We start from the raw sequence: 20,294 nt of genomic DNA, 5'->3' as shown, positions 1-20,294 counted from the left end.
CCTGTTCATTTTCACGGGTATAAAGGAAAGCCTTTCAATCCGCTTGTTTCGTCAAATCCAAACATCAAATTTGCATTTTGAACCGCTTGACCCGCGGCTCCTTTCATTAAATTGTCAATAACCGAGACGATGGTGAGTCGGTTCGTTCGTTCATCCACGGCGACCCCGATGTCACAAAAGTTGGAACCAGCTGTTTCTTTCACACTTGGGAACGTACCAAGAGGACGAACGCGGACAAACCTTTCGTTCTTGTATGTTTCTTTGTACAATTCATATACTTGTTCGGATGTCGCTTCTTTGGCTAATGGAGAGTATATCGTGGCCATAATGCCTCTTGTAATCGGCAGCAAATGGGTTGAAAAGGTGATAGGTCCACTAGCCTTGTTCCAAAGTTCGAGCTGCTGTTCGATTTCAGGTATGTGTTGATGAGCATTGACTTTATAAATACGGAAGTTTTCATTCATTTCCGCGAAATGAACGTTCAAGGAAAGCCCTCTGCCCGCGCCGGAGACGCCGGATTTCGCGTCAACAATAATTTGCCGAACATCAATCCAATGTTCTTTGACGACGGGAGCGAGCCCCAGCAGTGTGGCGGTCGGATAACAGCCCGGATTGGATAAAAGTTTCGCCTTTTTGATGGCTTCTCGGTTCCATTCGGTCAATCCGTACACCGCTTGTTCCAAATAGAAAGAATCCGCCGGTGTTTTCTTATACCAATTTTTATAATCTTCAGGATTTTTCAAGCGCAAATCGCCCGATAAATCGACTACTTTTACATCATTCTTCAATAGTTCAGGGACCAGTTTTGCTGATGCTCCCGAAGGAACAGCTAAAAAGACAACGTCTGCTTCTTCTGCGATCTGGTCAGGATCTAATTTCGTAAGCTCTAGATCACATATATCAGATAAATGCGGATATTCTGCAGAAATCGGAACGTGGTCTTTGCTTGAAGAATACATTTTATTCAATTTCAAATGGGGATGATGGATTAATAAGCGTATCAACTCGGCTCCTCCATAGCCGGAAGCACCGACAACGGCAGCTTTCATCAGAAACCTCCTGGATTGTATTTTTATTTATAAAATCTCATAATTATAAGTAATTTTTTATAATTATAGAATTGTATGAAGCATAAATCAACTGTTTTTTTCTTGGATGAGAAAAATCAGGCGCATGACAAAAATAAAATTTCGGTTCATTTAAGCAGCTAATACTCCAATCTTTTCTGTTTAAGACGTATTTTTTGCTTGATTGCACGGCCAACGCTTATTTCACCTTATGACTTGTTTTACGGATATGATTGTATATTTATTAATCATTTTGATAAAATATTCAGATTATTTCATCTGTTTTATAAGAGAAACTTATGAGTATAGCTTGAAGTTGTGCTAAAATAAAGGGAAAGTCAATATGCATCATTCATGTTTCCGGTTAAAGAAGAAACGGAGGAGTGTCGATGAATTTAGAGAAATGGTTTGAAAAAGGCATTACAGCAGAGCAATATGTCAAACAGATGGACGTCAACAAAGAAAACCTGCTTTTCATATACAACCAATTTACCATTCCGGAAGGGGAAGAGGATTTTATTAATGGTTTAAAAGAAAAAAAACTGCGCGTGATTGTGTTGACGGAAGACTGGTGCGGTGATTCGATGCTGAATGTTCCGATCTTGTTAAAGTTGGCGGAAGCCGCAGAGATGGACGTACGGTTTTTGTATCGGGATGAAAATCTTGAACTGATGGATCAATATTTAACAAACGGCACAACAAGGTCGATCCCCATTTTCATTTTTTTGAACCAAGATGGAGAAGAGGAAGCTGTTTGGGGACCTAGAGCTTCAGAAATTCAGAAGCTTGTGATCGAAAAACGTTCGGCGCTTCCGCCAATGGATCATCCGGACTTTGAGAAAAAGCATGAAGAAATGCACCAACAATTAAAAAACAGCTATTTGGAAACTGAAGAATATTGGTATGAAGTTTTCGACAGCCTGAAAACAAGGTTGGCTGAACGATTGTTTTAAAGCAGAAAAAAAGGGCCGGTAAGAGAGCTAAGGGTTCTGTTTTCTTGACCATGCCGATACATGAAAGGGATTTCTTTGGCTTTTGAATCACCCGTCACTTGTCAGCATTTTTTTCGATCACGACGGCCGACGGTATTTCGTAGTCTTTATTCATGGGACGGGGCATTTTTATTTTGTATTCGCGCGGCAAGAGAATGGTATTGGAAATCTTTCCGTTTTGGACAAATATTAATAAATTAATATCGTCCCGGTTTGCTATACCAATATTTTGGATCTTTTTCCATTCCTGGCCGAGCACTTTTTTCTGTTCCTTTTCAACCGTATAGGGCGGGAAAAGAAAGACGTGGTCGAAATGCATATGTAAGTCTTTATTAAAATCGACGTAAACGGAATTTTGATCTTTTTTTTCTATTTTTTTTCTATTAAAGAAAGCATAGTAGTTTCCGGACTTTCGTTGCTGGCTCGATCGCTTTGCGTATGTCCAAATAAGAGAAGCGAAAACAACAGCAAGTAAATAGGCAAAACGATCCGCTTGGTTCGTTTCTTCATATATGAAACTCCTTTCAACGGAAAGGTTTCCCCCGAGCAAAGAAAGTAGAACCCTTCACCATAATACCATTGATTGCCACAGAATGTGTAACATTTTTGTAAATAAAAAGAAATCCGTGCCATGTTGAACATTATTGTTCTATTATTCTTCCTCCAATCAATGAAGGAATATGAAGAGAGTGAACGGTAAGATAGCCGGGCTAACTCGTAGGCATCTTGTTTTGGAATCATCCCTTTTTTTGTCCCCAATGCAACCCTTTCATCCATTGCAAATCCATCGTTGTTTGATCCAACAGAAAATAGGAAGAGATTTATTTGTCGCTCTGATGTACTGTTTTTCTTGAACGATAGACGAACGCCTTTTTTGATATTGTATTTTTCGTGCTTCAACTCGTTTATCCTTTTATTTTTATCCGCAGTGCCCCGTATTGGATATGCTGCTTTCAGCATTTCAAACAAATGGTTTGAATCAAAAGATATACAGGCAGTTTACGCAGATAGAGATGGTAGGATGAGCGAGCGCAGGCGTATGTTAAGGAAAATCTTTTTTTGTGAGAAGAATTTTTTGCGTCGTCCAGAGAAGAGAAACGTTTCCAAAGAATCCTTCGATGTTTGAAGAAAGTGGATAAGCATTTGCACTTAGAGCTGCCAGTTGAAAGGGATGGGGGTGTAAATGAAGGGGGTTACAAAATTGATTCCTTCGTCCTGATAGGCTATGATGTTAGAGGGTAAATGCAAACACATACGACTTTAACAGATTAGGATGGGGAGTTATGAAAAGAGCGAGAATTATTTATAATCCGACATCAGGACGCGAATTGTTTAAAAAACATTTGCCGCAAGTCTTGCAGAAGTTGGAAAATGCCGGTTATGAAACATCCGCTCATGCGACCACCGGTGAAGGCGATGCGATCAGGGCTGCCAAAATCGCGGTGGAACGACGTTATGACATTGTGGTGGCCGCAGGAGGAGACGGGACACTCAATGAAGTCGTAAACGGATTAGCAGAGCAGGAATATCGGCCAAAACTTGGAGTTATTCCTATGGGAACGACCAATGACTTTGCCAGAGCTCTTCAAATACCGCGTGATATTGAAAAAGCCGTCGATATCATTGTGAAAGGCGATACGCTTCCGGTTGATATCGGACGGATGAATGACCGCTATTTTATTAATATTGCCGGCGGGGGCCGGCTGACAGAACTGACATATGAAGTGCCCAGCAAACTAAAGACGATGATGGGCCAGCTTGCTTATTATATCAAAGGAATTGAAATGCTTCCGTCGATAAAGGCGACGGAATTGACGATTGAATATGATGGAAAATTGTTTGAAGGCGAAGCCATGCTGTTTTTAATTGCCCTGACCAACTCAGTCGGCGGCTTCGAAAAACTGGCTCCCGATGCGTCCATCAATGACGGTCTCTTTACTCTTTTAATTTTAAAGAAAACGAATCTAGCCGAATTTTTGCGAATTGCCACGCTGGCGCTGCGGGGAGAACATTTATCCGACGATCACGTCATTTATACAACGGCCAACCGAGTAAAAGTTCGTTCCTCTGAAAAAGTATTAATTAACTTGGATGGAGAACTGGGCGGAGAAGCACCGGCAGAATTTGAAAATCTTTATCGCCACTTGGACGTATTTGTACCTATTGAAAAAGTTCGTCCGCAAGATCGAGTGGATTGAGGTTGGCGAAAAAAATCTCATTTAAAATGCGAATCCATTTTTAGATATTGGGGCAGGCTTAGGAAGCAAAGTCCGCCCTTTTGTTATGTGCACAAATCTAATCGGATATTGCGAATGGGAAATTGAGATACTGATTTTATAGGAGATACCAAAGAAGGTGATAGGTTTGGCGAAAGTACAGGCACCGGTTCAATTAAATGAAAAGATCGAGGTTATCTTCGATGATGTCACGCATGAAGGGCAAGGAGTGGCCAAGGTAGACAGCTATCCGTTGTTTGTTCCCGGAGCTCTGCAAGGAGAAAAGGGAACGATTCAAGTAACCAAAATCAATAAAAGCTACGGTTTTGGCAAAATCCTCGACATTTATGAAGAAAGCCCGGAACGCATGAATCCTCCGTGCCCGCTTTACCATGAATGCGGCGGCTGCCAGCTTCAGCATGTAAGCTATGAGGGACAATTAAAAATAAAAGAAAAGCATGTGCAAGATTGCCTTGTGCGAATCGGAAAAATAACGGATGCGGAAGTCCTTCCGGCATTAGGAATGGAAACACCGTGGCATTACCGCAACAAGGCGCAAGTGCCGGTCGGTCAAAGAAACGGCAAGATCATTGCCGGTTTTTACAAAAAACGCAGCCACGAGATCATGGAAATGGACGCTTGCATCATTCAGCAAAAGCAAACCGACGAAACGATTCAAGTCGTAAAAGACATTTGCGCCCGCTATCGCATTCGTCCTTACGATGAGAAACAGCATAAAGGCATACTCCGTCATATTATGGTCCGCTATGGCCGGACGAGCGGTGAGATCATGGTCGTCTTGATTACACGGACAAAAGACTTGCCGCATAAAAAGAAGATCGTACAAGAAATCAAAGCACGTGTGCCCGGGATCCGTTCGATTATTCAAAACGTCAACAGCAAGCGAACGAATGTCATTCTCGGCGAGGAAACGATCGTTTTATGGGGACGGGATGTCATTTATGACTCGATCGGCGATGTTCAATTTGCCATTTCGGCCAAGTCCTTTTACCAAGTGAACCCTGAACAAACGAAAGTATTGTATGACAAGGCTTTGGAATATGCCGAATTAAAAGGCGATGAAACGGTCATCGACGCTTATTGCGGCATCGGCACCATTTCGTTGTTTTTAGCCAAAAAAGCGAAAAAAGTGTACGGCGTCGAAATCGTCCCCGAAGCGATTGAGGATGCGAAGAAAAATGCCGAACTAAACGGCATCACCAATTCCGAATTTGCGGCGGGGAAAGCGGAAGAAGTCATCCCGGAATGGTACCAAAGAGGAGTCAAAGCCGACGTTCTTGTCGTCGATCCCCCCAGAAAAGGATGCGACCCGGCTCTATTGGACACCATCCTGCAAATGAAACCAAAAAAAGTCGTCTACGTCTCCTGCAACCCCGCCACACTCGCCCGCGACCTCCGCATCCTCGAAGACGGCGGATACAAAACCACCAAAGTCCAACCCGTCGACATGTTCCCGCAGACAGGGCATGTGGAGGCAGTGGCGCAGATGGTGTTGAAGGAGAAATAAGCAGAGGAAGCCGGAAATCTGAAAAAGATTTTCGGTGTTCCATCTGCTTTTTTTCAATTCGCTCAATATCATCGATGTAGGATTTCAGGAGCCAATTCTTTGAAAAACCATAAAGGCTTCCAGTAACTGTTTTAATTCCTCAATGGCAAGTTCATCATGTGTTGTTTGAAGGGGATGCTGCCCATATGAAATAGGAAAGTGATTTGTTCGGCACTAGGTGGGATATAAAAGAAAGGCACTTTTAAATTTTAATGTTGATTTTTTTGTATGTCTTCTTCAACGAAACCCCCATTTGCACAATAAAAAAGGCGGCATCACTTATTGTAGTAGTACCCTTAGTTGAACAAGCGCCTATTCCAATGATTCAGAATAGTACGTACTATGTGTACAGCGACGAACTTCTCTTTTGTTTTCTTTGATTTTCTCGTGCAATCGCATTATTTGTCAACCGCAATAACCATTTGAATTTGTCATACAGGGCTTGAAATATTTATAACCTTTAGAAAGAAGATGCTTATAATCAGCAGGTTATAAAGGAGTGGAAATATGATTCTCTCCAAATTTGTAGATGAGCTCTCCATTCCCCCTGTTTTAAAACCTCGATGGAAAGATCGGTTTCATACTTATTATGAAGTGAATATGACGGAATTTAAACAGTCGCTCCATAGCGAATTAAACGATACAACTGTTTGGGGATATGAAGGCAGTTATCCAGGACCTACAATTGAAGTAGAAAGCGGAGAAAAAGTGTTTATTAAATGGATCAACAATCTTCCCGATAAGCATCTTTTGCCGGTAGACTATACGGTGCATGGTGCCCACATGGATGTCCCGGAAGTACGAACGGTGGTACACGTACATGGCGCTAGTGTTGAATGGGAAAGCGATGGCTACCCGGAGGCTTGGTTTACAAAGGGATTCAAACAAGTCGGTCCATATTTTAGAAAGCAAATATATCGATATGATAATGACGATCGAGCTTGCACCCTCTGGTATCATGACCATGCGCTTGGTATCACGAGGCTCAATGTGTATGCTGGATTGGCAGGATTCTATCTTATCAGAGATCATCGGGAACGTTTATTGAATTTACCAAGTGGGAAATATGAGGTCCCTCTTATGATACAAGACAAGACATTTAATAAAGATGGTTCTCTTTATTACCCGAAGCAACCAGAAAAACCAGTCCCGGAATTAGAAACGTCGATAGTTCCTGAATTTATTGGAGATACCATCTTGGTGAACGGAAAAGTATGGCCGTATCTAAAAGTGGAACCCCGTAAATATCGATTCAGGTTGTTAAATGCATCTAACACCCGTTTCTATAGGCTAAAGCTTGATTCGGGACAACTTTTTTATCAAATCGGAACGGATGGAGGATTCATGCAGCACCCGATAGGCGTCAAAGAAATCATGTTGGCACCTGCAGAACGAGCAGATGTGATCATTGATTTTACCAATCTTGAAGGCAAGAATATTATCATGACAAATGATGCCCCCGCGCCATTTCCAACCGGAGATCCACCAAATGAAAATACAGGTACTGTGATGCAGTTTAGAGTGACTCTTCCACTGTCAAGTGTTGATACGAGTGTTATTCCGGCTTATATGATGCCTCTTCCAAAAATAAAAGTACAGTCAGCTTCCAAGATACGATACCTAACATTAAATGATAATATGGATAAGTACGGTCGTGAATTCATGCTATTGGATAATAAACACTGGGATGCCCCCATAACAGAAAATCCAAAATTGGGATCAACTGAAATATGGTATCTAATTAACTTAACTACGGATACACACCCTATTCATCTTCACTTAATTGATTATCAAATATTAGACCGGAGAGATTTCGATGTAGAAAAGTATAAAAAGGAGAGAATGATCCATTATACGGGTCCGGCGATGCCTCCCGAACCACAAGAACAAGGATGGAAGGACACAGTAAGAGCTAATCCTAACCAAGTCACTCGAATTATCATGAAGTTTGGTCCTTATACAGGGTTGTATGTATGGCACTGTCATATCTTGGAGCACGAGGATTATGAGATGATGAGACCGTATATTGTTATCCGATAATAGACAGTTCTCCGTGAGTATGTACTTGAACTGTATCTATGCTCGTTAATCCTGTCGATAAAATCCTTTTCTCGGATGAAATGTATGGGTATCATTCAAAACGTCAACAGTAAGCGGATGAATGTCATTCCCGGAAAAAATATGAGGACGGGGTGCCATTTACGACTCGGCAAAGTTCAATTTGACATTTCGGACAAATCCTCTTACCAAGTGAATGCTGAACAAACGAAAGTATTGTATGACAAGGCTTTGGAATATGCCGAATTAAAAGGCGATGAAGCGGTCATCGACGCTTACTGCGGCGTCGCTTTTTTATTTCGATTCGATCAACTAAACTTCTTCAGCACGGTAATAAAGGATAGTTGATGGAAAAGAATCGCCAAGGAAAGCGCTTGACCGCTTTTTTTCATCAACTGGCTGGTCAGTAAGTTGAAGAAGGAGAAGGTTTGAGTGTATCCCATTCTAATTAACTTATTGCCAAATTCTATGCTAATAACAAAAATGGTGAAGAGACTTTAAACTTTATTATTAGAAAAGAGTATCAATTAATAAAAATATGAGAGTTTTATGAGATTTTCGTGCGACTTTTGTGCAACTTTCGTGAGATTTTTTTGATAGTTTTTTGCAATTTTTTTGATACTTTTTTGGTACGGAAAACAGAAAAAAATCTGCTATTATGATAGTGTGAGATAAAAAGGAGCATAGCTTAAAGGGCTATGTTCTTTTTTTATGCTAATCAAAAAGGGGATGATAAAAATGAAATGATTGATGATGTTTCAAAAAATGCAGTAAATTGCCGCAATGATTCTCAAACAGTTTCCGATTCAATTATGCATATTTCAAAGGAAGTAGCAACGGAGGGCTTGTTCCCTTCGTTGCTATTTTCGTGTTGGATCATCCGAACGTCCTGTGAGATAGTCGATGGATACATCGAAAAAATCGGCAAGAATAATAACTTTGGAAATCGGCATATCGCTTTTGTCACTTTCATAACGCTGTTCTTGCCTAGTGGTGATATTAAGTAATTTTGCAATGTCACTTTGAGTTAGCTCTTTTGAGACTCTTAATTCTTTAATTCTTTCGCCTAATGATGCCATAGAAAAATCCTCCGAAAAAATTGTTGACACGACATAAAACGTCGCATATATTGAACTTATAAAACGACATAAAATGTCGTTATAACATTGAAAATGAGTGGTGGTACATGACATATTTGAAAAAAATGCGTGAAAAGATGGATTTTACTCAAGAAGATGTGGCTCAAGCAATCGGAACCACGATCCGGCAATATCAACGGATAGAAGCCGGCTTGAGCTTCTGCAACCGAGAAAAACTCAACAAGTTGGAAGATTTCTTCCAACTTCCTCAACGAATTTTGTTTGCTCGGAATTATGAGGAGATTCCAAGTTATTATCGTGGGTTTCTCCTTAACTGTAAATATAAAGCATTGTTCAAATGAAAGAAAGGGGGGTTTTCGTTGGGTGGTTTGCATAACAAAACAAAATCAGTTCTTATAGAAGAATTGAAAAGGTTGCATTTTTACACCCATAAAGGCGAGCCTCTTGAAAATTTATCTATCGATGAATTGAAACAGTTAGTAGCTACGGCCCGATTGAAAGAGGATTCAGTGGAACATATAACCAATATAGGTAGATAGTTGTGTATAATGAAATTAATGGTATCTTTTTAAGGAGGCGTTTGAATTGAAGAAAAAGAGTTTTGTAGGAGCTTTGGCATTTGCGACTTTTTTAACGGGTTCTATCCCTGCTGTTGGGGCGAGTGCAGCTAATACAGACTTTCGAGATGTTCCGAAAAGTTCATACGCTTATTCGGATATTGAGAAATTAGTAGAACGTGGTGCTGTCACTGGCTATTCTGATGGCAAATTTCATCCAGATGAAAAGGTAACAAGAGGACAATTTGCTGGCATGGTTGCTAGAGCGTTGAAGTTACCAAAGGGAACGAGTCGTTTCAAAGATGTTCCAGAATCGAAGGCACTTTATGATGAAATTAGTCGTGCTGCGAGTGCAGGAATTGTTAAGGGGACAGGTGGTAAATTTTATCCTGATCGTCCCGTAACACGCGCTGATATGGCCGTTATGTTAGATCGGGCCATGAATCTCAAAGGGAATTTCAAAGAAGAAGGAAATCTGAAATTTAAAGACAATGTTCCGGCCTATGCTTTAGAATCAGTCAAACGAATGGTCTTTTATGGCGTGATTCAAGGAAAAACAAACGGTACATTTGCTCCTAGTGAAGACGCCGACCGTGCTTCATCCAGCGTTTTGGTGAGCCGGATGCTGCAGGTTATCGAAAGAAATGAAACGAAACCAAGCAATCCAGGAAGTCCATCAACACCGGCGCCAACGAATCCAACTGAACCGAGCAATCCGACAGGTCCATCTACACCTACGAATCCTTCGGATACGGTTCCTGATTATGTCAATATGTCATTGAGTGAGCTTCACGCAAAATATGGAGACTGGACATTAGTTCGGAGAATTGATGGTATGGTGCCGGGAGGGGGCATTGTAGCAGATGTTGATTTGTTAAAAGATTTTTACAACGAACTACATCAATCAAAAGATGCCTATAAAAATCTTCCAGATCCTGAAACCTATTTAAAAAATGAAACACAGTCTTTACTATCTCAAAAAACGTTGATAAGCGCTCATTATCCAGACTATGAAATTATTTCATTCAACGGTAAGGCTTATAAGGATTCAGAAATTTATAATCCTCCTTTTCCGGAAGATCATCCGGTAACGGTTACTATGCCTTCTCAACCGAAAGAAGCAAATCAATATTGGATTGACTTGCATATTCCATATACTCAATTTGGTGTATACGGTCATGACAAAGTGACGGTTGGTCAAGTTCAACCAACCTATACAAAATCTGGTGTCGTGATGGTCGATGTCAAAGGTCTGTTTGCTCAAGTGCCAACTGTCACGGTGTCCAATGATGGCGAAACCGTTCAATATAACGGAACCACGATCAATCTCACGCCGGGAAGCAATGACATTCAAGTGAATGGGAAAAGCAAGACTTTATCCGTCAATGTAGAAGCGAAAAATGGAACCGTTTATGTCCCTGTGAGAGAGTTTGCAAAAGAATTAGGCTGGTATACTCGTTCGATTCCAGTAATGAAGCGATTAGACATTTCAACCTATCCATTACCGCAGTATGAGGGACTAACGGAATAAATATTTGTAAAACAAGAAGAGAGCATAGCCAAAGGGCTGTGTTCTTTTTTATTCCTTGAAAGGAGGTGTGATCCATGTCAGAAAACAAGGCGGTTATAATTTTAGTTGTGGTCACTGTCGTGTTTTTCGTGGTCATTGACACAGGAGTGACTCAACTGCTATTCAATAAAATTGGCGACCTTTTAACCACGATGGTTACGAATGTATTTTCCGGAGTGAATTGAACAAAGATCTTTCATTTGAAAGGTCTTGTTTTATTGCTCAAAAGAAGGGTAATGAAAATCCGGGCAAAAAAACGGATCGAGTTAAAGGGTATGAGGGTAGAGCTAAAAGTATCCTTGATGCTCAAGGGATTGATTATTATGAATTGGTTACACAAGCGACATCAACAATTGGTTGAATAGGTGGTGATTACCAATTGGTGGTCTTGACCCGCAAGCAGAGAATGAGGCATTTTCCGAGTTTTTATCCAATGAACCACTTAACTTTAACCAAAGTCATTTTTTTAAATGAATTGTCGATTACATTGTCAATAACGGAGTCATGGATAAAAAAGTGCTGCAGGAATAACATTTTAATGTGTAGGAAAAGCATTGTAGACTCATTTAAAGAAAAACAGAATGACGTAAGGAAAATCATTGGCATTATTGACGAGATTAACAAGAACTCTGGGGATATTGTCAGGGCCTAGCTGAATATTTTACGCTTAACTATTAAAGGCGTCTTAAGGGTTTTTATAGCCACTCTTAGATGCCTTTTTCATTAGTAAAATGGAAGATATATGTTTATAAAATAAAGGATATGGAAATGTTAAAGGAACTGGGTGTTTACGATCAAATTTATAAATTTATAGAGAAAATTGAGCAGATCTACTCACGATTTTTAAAGAAAGACTTTTCACTCATAAATTGAACAATTATAAATAGGTGATCTTTTTATGAATTATTGTATTGCCAAATACGGCTGCATCAATATTCCATTATTTGCTGATCGGCTTTAAAGATAGGCTTATTCCTTGTTTTTAAAAGAAAATATAATTAAAGATAAAACAAAAGGGCTGTCCTTAATGAACTGCTCCCTGTCATGTGGAGTGCTTGGAGAGATTGTATTGAGAGAAAATTAAGCAGAGGGAGCCGGAAATCCGTAAAGATTTTCGGAGCTCCCTCTGCTTTTATTCGATTAGCCGATGAAGAAATTCAGGTATTGCCTCTTTAAAGGACAGGAACTTTTAAAATTGTATTTTGATTATTTGTTGGCTAATCCATTCAACCAAATTTTGGTTAGAGATTGGTGTATGGAAAGAGGTTCCGTTCAAACTATATAGGATATTTCTTGATTGATTACGATTACTTTTTTCAATCAAATCGATCAACTCTTCTTTACTTAAATCAGCTTGATGAAAAAGAGAAAGAATTAAGGATTCATAGGACATGAATTGATACAATTGAATAAAGTCAAAAGTATTATCGATATTAATTAATTCCATTAACCTCTCATTGTTTAAAAATGTCCTAAAGGGTCCATAAATTCCCTTTTCATCTTCACTGACGATATAAACAGGACCGAAATACAAGCTCAATAATGCAAGGGAAAAAATAGTGATAAAACGTTCGCCGGCATTTTTTCCATTGGCAATAATACAACCAATTAATGTTTCTAAAGCAGCTTCAGAATGAGAATCGATTTCTTTAATGGAATCACGTATTGTTTGATTTGTTCTTACAGCTTCTAAAGATATGTTTTTCAATATATTGAATGCGGCTTCTTTTGTGCCAATCATATCCCTTAATAATTCAAATATGATTTGTAAATCTGCTACGTATATTTCATGCTCTGTAGATAGAATTCGAAATAATTCATAATAGTATTTTTCAAATGCCTTTTCATCGGGTAAGTTTTTTGAGGCTTCTTCAAGAATGATGTCTGGAATGAGAATGATTTTAGATAGTTGAAATCCCTTTTGTATAATAAAAGGATTACACACAGCGTCCTTCCTTAGCTTTGACAGCATCATATTATCCATAATATACAGTGCTTGATTGGCGTATAAAGATTTTTTTAGGCTATCCAAATGAAATTGGATAAAAGGTTTTATGGGACGGATCTTAGGATTTTCGATAACCTTCATTTTCACTTTCGCCCGCTAACTCTTTTCGCCAATCTAGCACTAATTGATATAATTTTTTATATTTATTGATGATGGATTGATAGTCTTCTTCATTTAGGTTTTTTTCCGCTTTTGATATCAAGTTTTTATAATCGTCAATTTTAATTTTATTGCTAGCTGCAAATAATGTACGGTCTATTTCATCAGGCAGGTTATTTTTATAATCATAATCAATAATATCTTTAGCTTCATCAATGGTAATGAATTGATTTTGAGCCAGTTTTATTACGATTGCCTTATAAGGAACTTCAAAAACAGGAATTAAATGAACTGCAATGTCGGTTAAACTAAGACTGCTATCCTTTTTTAAAGATAGATATTTCCGATTTAAAATATGATCATTAATTAGAATTTCACCTGCAAAAAGATTTGGCAGTCTCTCCTTTTCATCAAAAATACTGTCTATCTGAACAAAATTTTCTTCTTTTTTCTTCACCTTATCTTTATCAAAATAAAAGTGATAGAACTCATGCGCCCACATAAAGTTCTCATAAATTTTAGGTTGTGCTGTGTTGATTTGTATATAAAAATCCTGATTGTAATAAAAAACTAAACCACCATAATCTGAATTTTTAATGGGAAATTCTAATACACGTGCGTTTTCATATAAATAAGTTTTAATGAATTCTAAAGGCTTAGATGCGATAAGAGGATCACCGGAAGACTTTAACATCTCAATTTTTGATTTCACTTCAGGCAAATAATCTCGGTTAAAATTGACTACTTTTTCTATATTCTCTTTATTGATCACGATGTTCTCCTCCAAACATAACTGGTGAATGAGACAAAGGTTTGAGAACATCAATCAATTCTACAAATTCTCTAAAAACTTTCATCCCTTCTTTAAATGCTTCATTCACTTCCCCATTTAAAGACAGTGCAGCAAAATCCATAAAATTTTGTTCTTCCATTTTTTCATTGACACCTTTAGGCAAATCCATTTCTTTACGATGAAAATAAAACGGATCTTTAATTCTAAACAGCTTTAACATTTTCTCCTCAAATTGATCCACATTTCCTTCACCTTTAAGAAATCTATAAAAAGCACCTTTGCTTATTCCTAATCGATCTATAACCCAGTTATGTTTAATACCTTTCGCATCTAAATATTTCCTTATATTTTCTCCAATTATTTTTTTGGCCTCGCTCATCATCACACCTCCAAGTCTTTTGGTATTCATTTTGTATACTTCTATATATTATTATACGCAATAAACGTAAAAAAGTACATTATGTTAGACGAAATAGTGCACGTTTTAAATACTATTATAAGATGAAGATGGGAACCATAAAAAGTCCGTACTTCAGCTAAAGCTTCTCCATTCTGAAGTTATTATTAACTTCTATCGGTAACAATATGAATTGTCTACACTCTCGGCGACGAAACGATCGTTTTATGGGGACGGGATGTCATTTATGACTCGATCGGCGACGTTCAATTTGCCATTTCGGCCAAGTCGTTTTACCAAGTCAACCCAGAACAAACGAAAGTATTGTATGACAAGGCTTTGGAATATGCCGAATTAAAAGGCGATGAAACGGTCATCGACGCTTATTGCGGCATCGGCACCATTTCGTTGTTTTTAGCGAAAAACGCGAAAAAAGTGTACGGCGTCGAAATCGTGCCGGAAGCGATTGAAAAAAAGAAAAACGCCGAACGAAACGGCATCACCAATGCCGAATTTGAGGCAGGAAAAGCAGAAGAAGTCATTCCAGAATGGTACAAAAGAGGAATCAAAGCCGACGTTCTAGTTGTCGATCCCCCTAGAAAAGGATGCGACCCAGTTCTATTAGAAACCATCCTTCAAATAAAACCAAAAAAAGTCGTCTACGTCTCCTGCAACCCCGCCACACTCGCCCGCGACCTCCGAATCCTCGAAGACGGCGGATACAAAACCCTCAAACTCCAACCCGTCGACAAGTTTCCGCAAACAAGGCATGTGGAGGCCGAGGCGGAGATAGTGTTGAGGGGAAATTAAGTAGAAGGAGCCGAAAATCAGTAAAAGATTTTCGGTGTTCCATCTGCTTTTATTTCGATTCGGTCGATGAACCGCGAGCGATAGCACTTTAAAGGATAAGAACTCTTCGAAGTTTTTCTTCAACTCTCAAAAAAGACAGAAGGCTAAGGCATTTCTCTATCTCTATCCATCTTCGACAAATTTTGAGGCGTGACAGGCACAGATCTCAGGACTAGGTTTGACACATTCGCCTTTACAATAAGGGCATTGTCATTTCACTACACGATCTTCCTCTAAGCTATATATCCCGATTTTTCGAGGGCTGTAAGTCGCATTGTAATGATGTTGGTCTTCCTCTGGTATTGGATCACCTTGAAGACAGGATTCGTAATGTGGACGGGTATTTCAAGTCATCAACCAAATTGACCACTACTTTACTCAAAAGGATTTAACAAAAGAATCAGAGAGTATAGTACATGAATCCATATTGAGAGGGAGATGAGCATATTTCAAAAAATGTCCGATTTTACCGGAAAATCTAATAGAATATACCGGTTATTTAAAACTTCAATGCAAACGAAAACCTTCCAACATTTATAAATATATTGCCGCATTAAAGGTATTCTTTGCATTTTTGCTTTCTAGAGGGATCATTAAAGACAATCTGATGGCACGTATCAAAATCGAAAAATTGGAATATGCTAATGGGGCTAATCAAATAAAATGGCTTACAAAAGAAGAACTAGACCGATTCATTGGTTATGTACAATTGGAGCCAAACGAATTCAAACGGCTGTGCAAATGCCATGATCGACTTAATGCTGGATGCAGGACTTCGGGTAAATGAGGTTGCTCCATTAGAAATAAACGACATCATATCTAAAGATAAAGGTGTTCAAGTGTGATCACTCGGGAAAGCAAGGGGAATAAGTTTGCCACTATATTACTGGTTCAAAAGCACGCCAGAAATTTACGTAAATGGCTGAAGTATCGAAAAAATTTAGAAATGTACATACATAAAGAATCCACACGGTTATTTGTATCCGAGCGTTCCCCATTTTTATCCGAGCTAGGAATTCAAAAAATGCTGACTAAATACGCACGTCTTGCCAATATGGAGAACAATACTCCACACCGCTTTCGACATAGCTTCTGTAAGAACTTGGCCAATGCCGGAACGCCGATTGAAACTATTCGGAAATTTGCACGACATGAAAGATTCAAATAACAGTGATATATGTTGACTCATTATAGGAAGAACAGTTGGAGGCGTTGAGGAGGATATATTAATATTTGGTTTCAGTGAATAAAAATAATATATAATACTAAAGGACATAGCATAATAAGGGAATCAAAACTTTGACCCATTTCATTATGCCATGTCCGATATTTGCAATATTATCTTATTCAACATCTTATAAATTTATTCTTCATTTTAATACTATATTTTTTATCTGTATTTGTCAATGTAATTTTTTGTAGAAATTTATGGTATACTTTAAAAAAATCAATTAGGTTGAGGGGAAAGAAGTGTCAGAAGAAAAGTTGTTAGGTGGTCAACGTTATTTTATTAGTAAGATCATGGAGTATTTTAATTATTCTAAATCCCAACAATCTCAAATGTTTACAAAAGCCTTACAGGAAAAGAGATATGATAGCATAACATTAATGTTTAGCGAATTTTTGGAAATTGAGCAAGATATTAGGGAAGGAACTAGTGATAAAACTAAATTAAAACATAGTTTAATTAGTTCAATGAAAAGTATTTTATTTCATTGTAAACAGAATCCTTTATTAATAAAGGGAGAGTTAGCCAGGGATATAAGTTTTCTAGTTAAGAGAATTCAGGAATTTTTAAATGAAGGAGAAAAAGAAAAAGTAGATCAAGAGAAATTAAATACTATACGTATTTCAATTTCTAGTTTAGTAAAAAGATATGATTCTGAAAGTTTAATTGAAGAATATATTGATTTAATTTTAGAGGTTCCATTATCCTACAAAGAGATCGATTTAATAGTCCAGTATTTTATTAGTGAGTTATTAAATTTAGGATATTCGTTTAAATATCTGAGTGAATGGAAACAAAGTTACAAAGAATTATATCAATACATAAAAGATTTGGATAGAGAAGAATTGAGTAAGGCTCTATTAGCGTTTAAAGATTTGATTAAAGAACCTACTAAGTATTCTATAATTATAAATAGTTGGTTACCGGATGAATTAAAAAATGAGTTGGAAACGGAAGGATGTATTAATTTAAAATATAGGTATTGTAGACTGAATGAAAGTGAAGAGTATATCATTCGTGAAAGAAAAGATAAACTCCATTTTCGACAATCTGATAAATATCATAATTTAAAAGTCGAAGTTGTTGCTTATGATAAATATAAGGCTATAGAAAAAGTAGTTAAAAACTTAGAAAGTTATCTTGGAATGTATAAACATTATTATAATTTTGATAAAGTTGCGGTCAATGTACAATGTCTTTTATCAAATGGTTATAATGAATGGGTACAAATGAGAACTGATAATACTGACGCACAAATTTTTAATAATAGTATAAGTGCCAGAGAAAATGAAGACATTAAAGATTTTTTACTTTTAAGAGATAAAGTGAGAAAAGAAAATGGCCGTATTACAACTAGTATTAAGCAATTGAATAATTCACTTGAAATGCTAAAGAAGTCTATTGAAACATCACCAGAAAATCGATTACTCAATAATTGGTCCAGCCTTGAATATCTTTTAAATTCCTATGAGGGGAAAAGTATAATTAGTAAAATAATAGATATAGTGCCTAAAGTGATTAGTTTATATCTTGTAAAAGAGCGGCTTAATATATTTTGGGAGAGACTTTTAGCAAATAAGAGATTTCATGAAATAAATATAGTAAAAGAATTATTTTTTAAATGTTCTAAAGAAGAAGGAAAATACGATAAAAATAAGTTAGTAGATTTTTTAGGAGAAGAAGATAATATTAAAAGTTTATTTGAAAGTTTAGAAAAGGATGTAGTAATGCATAGAGAGATTGCTTTTATAAGAGAGGTTTTAACAGATTTAAGTAAACTTTTGAGAAATATCGAGAATTTACATGAACTGATTGAACATGATTTAACGCGCATATATAGAGTACGTAACAAATTAGTTCATTCTAATAACAACATCTTATTTAATAATATCGATATATTTACAATCCGTTTAAATAAATATATTAATTCTTTAATTGGAACTATTATACATTATCTAAAAAGACGTCCTGATCTACAAATATCTGAAGTATTAAATTCAATACATGAAACTTATGAATGGTATAAGAATTTTCTGAAAAGTGAGAGTGAAAAAACTAAAGCTATTAAGAAAGCAAAAGAGGAAGGCAAAGAAACGGGTAAGATAAGCATAGATATAAAAACAGCATCGTTTCCACCGTATTTATACATGTAGGTTGCAAATATAAAAACTTCAATTGATGGACAGTTCAATAAATTTTTAAACCAATACTATTTAGCGAGGAAGCAAATTATTTTTATGGAAAATGAAGAGTATGTAGCAAGATAAGTAATATAAATGAAAATTATTTGGAATAATTCGGAAAGCAAAGAGGTGAAGTTAATTGAACATGGTTAGAGTATTTGAAGAACAAGTTATTAAGATAACAGAACAAAAATTGAACGAAACATTAGAGAAGTTGAAGGGAGATAAGTTACTTCAGCGGAAATTCAGGGAATTGACTGATATTTCGGCAACATTAAAAAGGCTTGACGTAATTATAAAAGAAAGTTCAAGTTTGGATAGTAGGGGAAAATGGATAGAAAAAAGAGATAAACTTATGGAGAAACGTGATGAAATATACTTTAAGATAGAAAACGAAGGATTTGAACGTGAGTGGATAATAACAATTGTTAAGTATGAAAGTGAAAACTTAGAAAAAGTTCTAAATGATGCAAGGGAAAGTGCAAGAAAGAAATATTTTTGGGATGCAAGTTTTGATGATATTGATATATTTGATAAACGATGGGAGCTTGTAGAACAACAAATAAAACAAGCCAAAATGAATTATTTAGAAGGTGTATAGTAAGCAAAATGCAAGATTAGTCTTCTTACCTCCTAGTCTCTTTTTTTTCTCCTATGTAACCCCAAAATAAACAATTGCTAGTTAAAATAAACTCTTGCTATTCCGACTCTGATTTCGTTAAAAAAATCATTTGCGATTTCGGTTTTTTTCATGCCAATCCCTTGTCCCATCATTCTTTTCTCAATTTTCTCTTCTCTCCAAATATAAGCAAAACTATTTTTTAATGCGAAAAAAGAGGCGAAAAAACGGTCATTTTTGCATCAAAAATTGTCCGAAATTAGGTTTCTATAGCCAAACTGTATTTTAACTCGAACTTAAGAATGCGGGGTTGGGGCGGGGGACAACAACGATTGAAAATTCCCCAATTTCAACAAAATGAAATTCCCCATTTTGAACGTTTAATTCGATAACTAGGAAGGAAAAAGGCCTGCTTTTTTCTTTTCTCGGAGGCGGTAAGAATCGCCTTTGATGTTAAAGGTAATGGGGTGATGTAATAGACGATCTAAAATGGCTGTTGCTAATGATCGTCGCCGAATACTTTTCCCCATTTGAGATAGGATTTATTCGATGTAAGAATCATCGTTCCTTGTTCATATCATTTCGATTATGATTTAAAAAAACACATTCTCCGTTAGTTCATCAAAAGGGGATATCCTACCTCATCTATAAAGTATGTCTGGGCGACTCCAATGATTGACTAAACGTTCGAGAGTCCCTTTTTCGTTTGCCTTTCGGCGTTCTGCCACTAAATCGTCTAAAGCGGTGTATTCTTGAGTAATGGCTTCAATCGAAAAGGAAATGGCTAAATGTGTTTTTCCAACGCCCGGTGGTCCAAGAAAAATAGATTTTCTCCGTGGGCAAAACCGACATTTTGATAGTGTCATTGTGAAGAACGTTTATTTATTCAATGCGTACTATTCCTTTATATAGTTCATGTACACAGAAAAAATTTTTGGTTGTTGCTGCACATATAAAAGAAAACGATTGACGCGCTAGTCAAAAAGTCATA

The 20,294-nt window shown here is 37.2% G+C and carries 20 protein-coding genes and 2 pseudogenes; 14 read left to right on the top strand and 8 right to left on the bottom strand.

Features of this window, described 5'->3' with window-relative positions:
• Positions 1 to 11 precede the first annotated feature (11 nt).
• The gene (argC, locus tag NST81_RS15410) at positions 12 to 1,049 is read right to left on the bottom strand and encodes an N-acetyl-gamma-glutamyl-phosphate reductase (protein ID WP_341030208.1); all 1,038 of its coding nucleotides are present in this window, start codon (positions 1,047 to 1,049) and stop codon (positions 12 to 14) included.
• Positions 1,050 to 1,456: 407 nt separating this feature from the next.
• On the opposite strand from argC, the gene NST81_RS15405 reads away from it, so the two are divergent.
• Entirely contained in the window at positions 1,457 to 2,020 is a 564-nt protein-coding gene (locus tag NST81_RS15405) for a thioredoxin family protein (RefSeq protein WP_341030207.1), read from the top strand.
• 94 nt (positions 2,021 to 2,114) lie between these two features.
• Here NST81_RS15405 and NST81_RS15400 read toward each other — a convergent pair whose 3' ends face one another.
• Together NST81_RS15400 and NST81_RS15395 are read right to left on the bottom strand one after the other, a co-directional pair.
• Positions 2,115 to 2,378 (bottom strand): hypothetical protein, encoded by a 264-nt coding sequence (locus NST81_RS15400; protein ID WP_341030206.1) that lies wholly within the window; start codon positions 2,376 to 2,378, stop codon positions 2,115 to 2,117.
• A 50-nt stretch (positions 2,379 to 2,428) separates the two neighbouring features.
• Entirely contained in the window at positions 2,429 to 2,569 is a 141-nt protein-coding gene (locus NST81_RS15395; RefSeq protein WP_341030205.1) for a hypothetical protein, read from the bottom strand.
• Between the two features lie 773 nt (positions 2,570 to 3,342).
• On the opposite strand from NST81_RS15395, the gene NST81_RS15390 reads away from it, so the two are divergent.
• The 4 genes from NST81_RS15390 to NST81_RS15375 all read left to right on the top strand — a co-directional run bounded on the left by NST81_RS15390 (position 3,343) and on the right by NST81_RS15375 (position 8,248).
• Positions 3,343 to 4,257, top strand: coding sequence for a diacylglycerol kinase (locus NST81_RS15390; protein ID WP_003354134.1), 915 nt, complete (start codon positions 3,343 to 3,345; stop codon positions 4,255 to 4,257).
• A gap of 157 nt (positions 4,258 to 4,414) precedes the next feature.
• Positions 4,415 to 5,803, top strand: a complete 1,389-nt coding sequence (rlmD, locus tag NST81_RS15385; protein WP_445662363.1) for a 23S rRNA (uracil(1939)-C(5))-methyltransferase RlmD — start codon at positions 4,415 to 4,417, stop codon at positions 5,801 to 5,803.
• 546 nt (positions 5,804 to 6,349) lie between these two features.
• The gene (locus NST81_RS15380) at positions 6,350 to 7,882 is read left to right on the top strand and encodes a multicopper oxidase family protein (RefSeq protein WP_341030203.1); all 1,533 of its coding nucleotides are present in this window, start codon (positions 6,350 to 6,352) and stop codon (positions 7,880 to 7,882) included.
• A gap of 84 nt (positions 7,883 to 7,966) precedes the next feature.
• On the top strand, positions 7,967 to 8,248 hold the full coding sequence (locus NST81_RS15375; RefSeq protein ID WP_412678304.1) for a hypothetical protein: 282 nt from the start codon (positions 7,967 to 7,969) through the stop codon (positions 8,246 to 8,248).
• Between the two features lie 512 nt (positions 8,249 to 8,760).
• Here NST81_RS15375 and NST81_RS15370 read toward each other — a convergent pair.
• A complete protein-coding gene (locus tag NST81_RS15370) occupies positions 8,761 to 8,979 on the bottom strand; it encodes a helix-turn-helix domain-containing protein (RefSeq protein ID WP_341030202.1) in 219 nt (72 codons plus the stop codon).
• A gap of 107 nt (positions 8,980 to 9,086) precedes the next feature.
• Here NST81_RS15370 and NST81_RS15365 point away from each other — a divergent pair, with 107 nt between their 5' ends.
• The 4 genes from NST81_RS15365 (at position 9,087) to NST81_RS15350 (ending at position 11,312) form a co-directional block, all read left to right on the top strand.
• Complete coding sequence (locus NST81_RS15365) at positions 9,087 to 9,341, top strand: helix-turn-helix domain-containing protein (protein ID WP_341030201.1); 255 nt, start codon at positions 9,087 to 9,089, stop codon at positions 9,339 to 9,341.
• An 18-nt stretch (positions 9,342 to 9,359) separates the two neighbouring features.
• Positions 9,360 to 9,539, top strand: a complete 180-nt coding sequence (locus tag NST81_RS15360) for a hypothetical protein (protein ID WP_341030200.1) — start codon at positions 9,360 to 9,362, stop codon at positions 9,537 to 9,539.
• Positions 9,540 to 9,585: 46 nt separating this feature from the next.
• Positions 9,586 to 11,088 carry an S-layer homology domain-containing protein gene (locus NST81_RS15355; protein WP_341030198.1) on the top strand — a complete coding sequence of 501 codons (1,503 nt, stop codon included), beginning with the start codon at positions 9,586 to 9,588 and terminating at the stop codon, positions 11,086 to 11,088.
• A 74-nt stretch (positions 11,089 to 11,162) separates the two neighbouring features.
• The gene (locus tag NST81_RS15350; RefSeq protein ID WP_003354155.1) at positions 11,163 to 11,312 is read left to right on the top strand and encodes a hypothetical protein; all 150 of its coding nucleotides are present in this window, start codon (positions 11,163 to 11,165) and stop codon (positions 11,310 to 11,312) included.
• A gap of 1,004 nt (positions 11,313 to 12,316) precedes the next feature.
• Here the strand turns inward: NST81_RS15350 and NST81_RS15340 are convergent.
• Genes NST81_RS15340 through NST81_RS15330 form a run of 3 tightly spaced genes read right to left on the bottom strand, consistent with a single transcriptional unit; the run spans position 12,317 to position 14,406 of the window.
• Complete coding sequence (locus NST81_RS15340) at positions 12,317 to 13,216, bottom strand: hypothetical protein (protein ID WP_341030196.1); 900 nt, start codon at positions 13,214 to 13,216, stop codon at positions 12,317 to 12,319.
• Positions 13,194 to 14,006 (bottom strand): ImmA/IrrE family metallo-endopeptidase, encoded by an 813-nt coding sequence (locus NST81_RS15335; protein WP_341030195.1) that lies wholly within the window; start codon positions 14,004 to 14,006, stop codon positions 13,194 to 13,196. Before NST81_RS15335 ends, NST81_RS15340 begins: the two co-directional genes overlap by 23 nt.
• On the bottom strand, positions 13,996 to 14,406 hold the full coding sequence (locus NST81_RS15330; protein WP_328200868.1) for a hypothetical protein: 411 nt from the start codon (positions 14,404 to 14,406) through the stop codon (positions 13,996 to 13,998). The genes NST81_RS15335 and NST81_RS15330 overlap by 11 nt, the downstream gene beginning before the upstream one ends.
• A gap of 225 nt (positions 14,407 to 14,631) precedes the next feature.
• Here NST81_RS15330 and rlmD (NST81_RS15325) point away from each other — a divergent pair.
• From rlmD (NST81_RS15325) to NST81_RS15305, 5 genes and pseudogenes are all read left to right on the top strand, one after another.
• Positions 14,632 to 15,234 (top strand): annotated as a pseudogene (rlmD, locus tag NST81_RS15325) (23S rRNA (uracil(1939)-C(5))-methyltransferase RlmD); the annotation flags it as partial.
• 734 nt (positions 15,235 to 15,968) lie between these two features.
• Complete coding sequence (locus tag NST81_RS15320) at positions 15,969 to 16,118, top strand: hypothetical protein (protein WP_244878018.1); 150 nt, start codon at positions 15,969 to 15,971, stop codon at positions 16,116 to 16,118.
• Positions 16,115 to 16,441 (top strand): tyrosine-type recombinase/integrase, encoded by a 327-nt coding sequence (locus NST81_RS15315; protein ID WP_244878017.1) that lies wholly within the window; start codon positions 16,115 to 16,117, stop codon positions 16,439 to 16,441. Before NST81_RS15320 ends, NST81_RS15315 begins: the two co-directional genes overlap by 4 nt.
• A gap of 302 nt (positions 16,442 to 16,743) precedes the next feature.
• Entirely contained in the window at positions 16,744 to 18,654 is a 1,911-nt protein-coding gene (locus NST81_RS15310; protein WP_048624082.1) for a hypothetical protein, read from the top strand.
• Positions 18,655 to 18,823: 169 nt separating this feature from the next.
• Complete coding sequence (locus NST81_RS15305) at positions 18,824 to 19,285, top strand: hypothetical protein (protein WP_048624081.1); 462 nt, start codon at positions 18,824 to 18,826, stop codon at positions 19,283 to 19,285.
• Positions 19,286 to 19,695: 410 nt separating this feature from the next.
• On the opposite strand, the pseudogene NST81_RS17695 reads toward NST81_RS15305, so the two are convergent.
• A pseudogene (locus NST81_RS17695) lies at positions 19,696 to 20,169 on the bottom strand (ATP-binding protein).
• Positions 20,170 to 20,294 lie beyond the last annotated feature (125 nt).

The sequence above is a fragment of the Bacillus sp. FSL W8-0223 genome, from assembly GCF_038006805.1.
GTDB classification, from domain to species: Bacteria; Bacillota; Bacilli; order Bacillales; family DSM-4216; genus Bacillus_O; species Bacillus_O smithii.
Note: the sequence above shows the minus strand (reverse complement) of the source record. Positions and strands in the feature narration are given on the sequence as shown.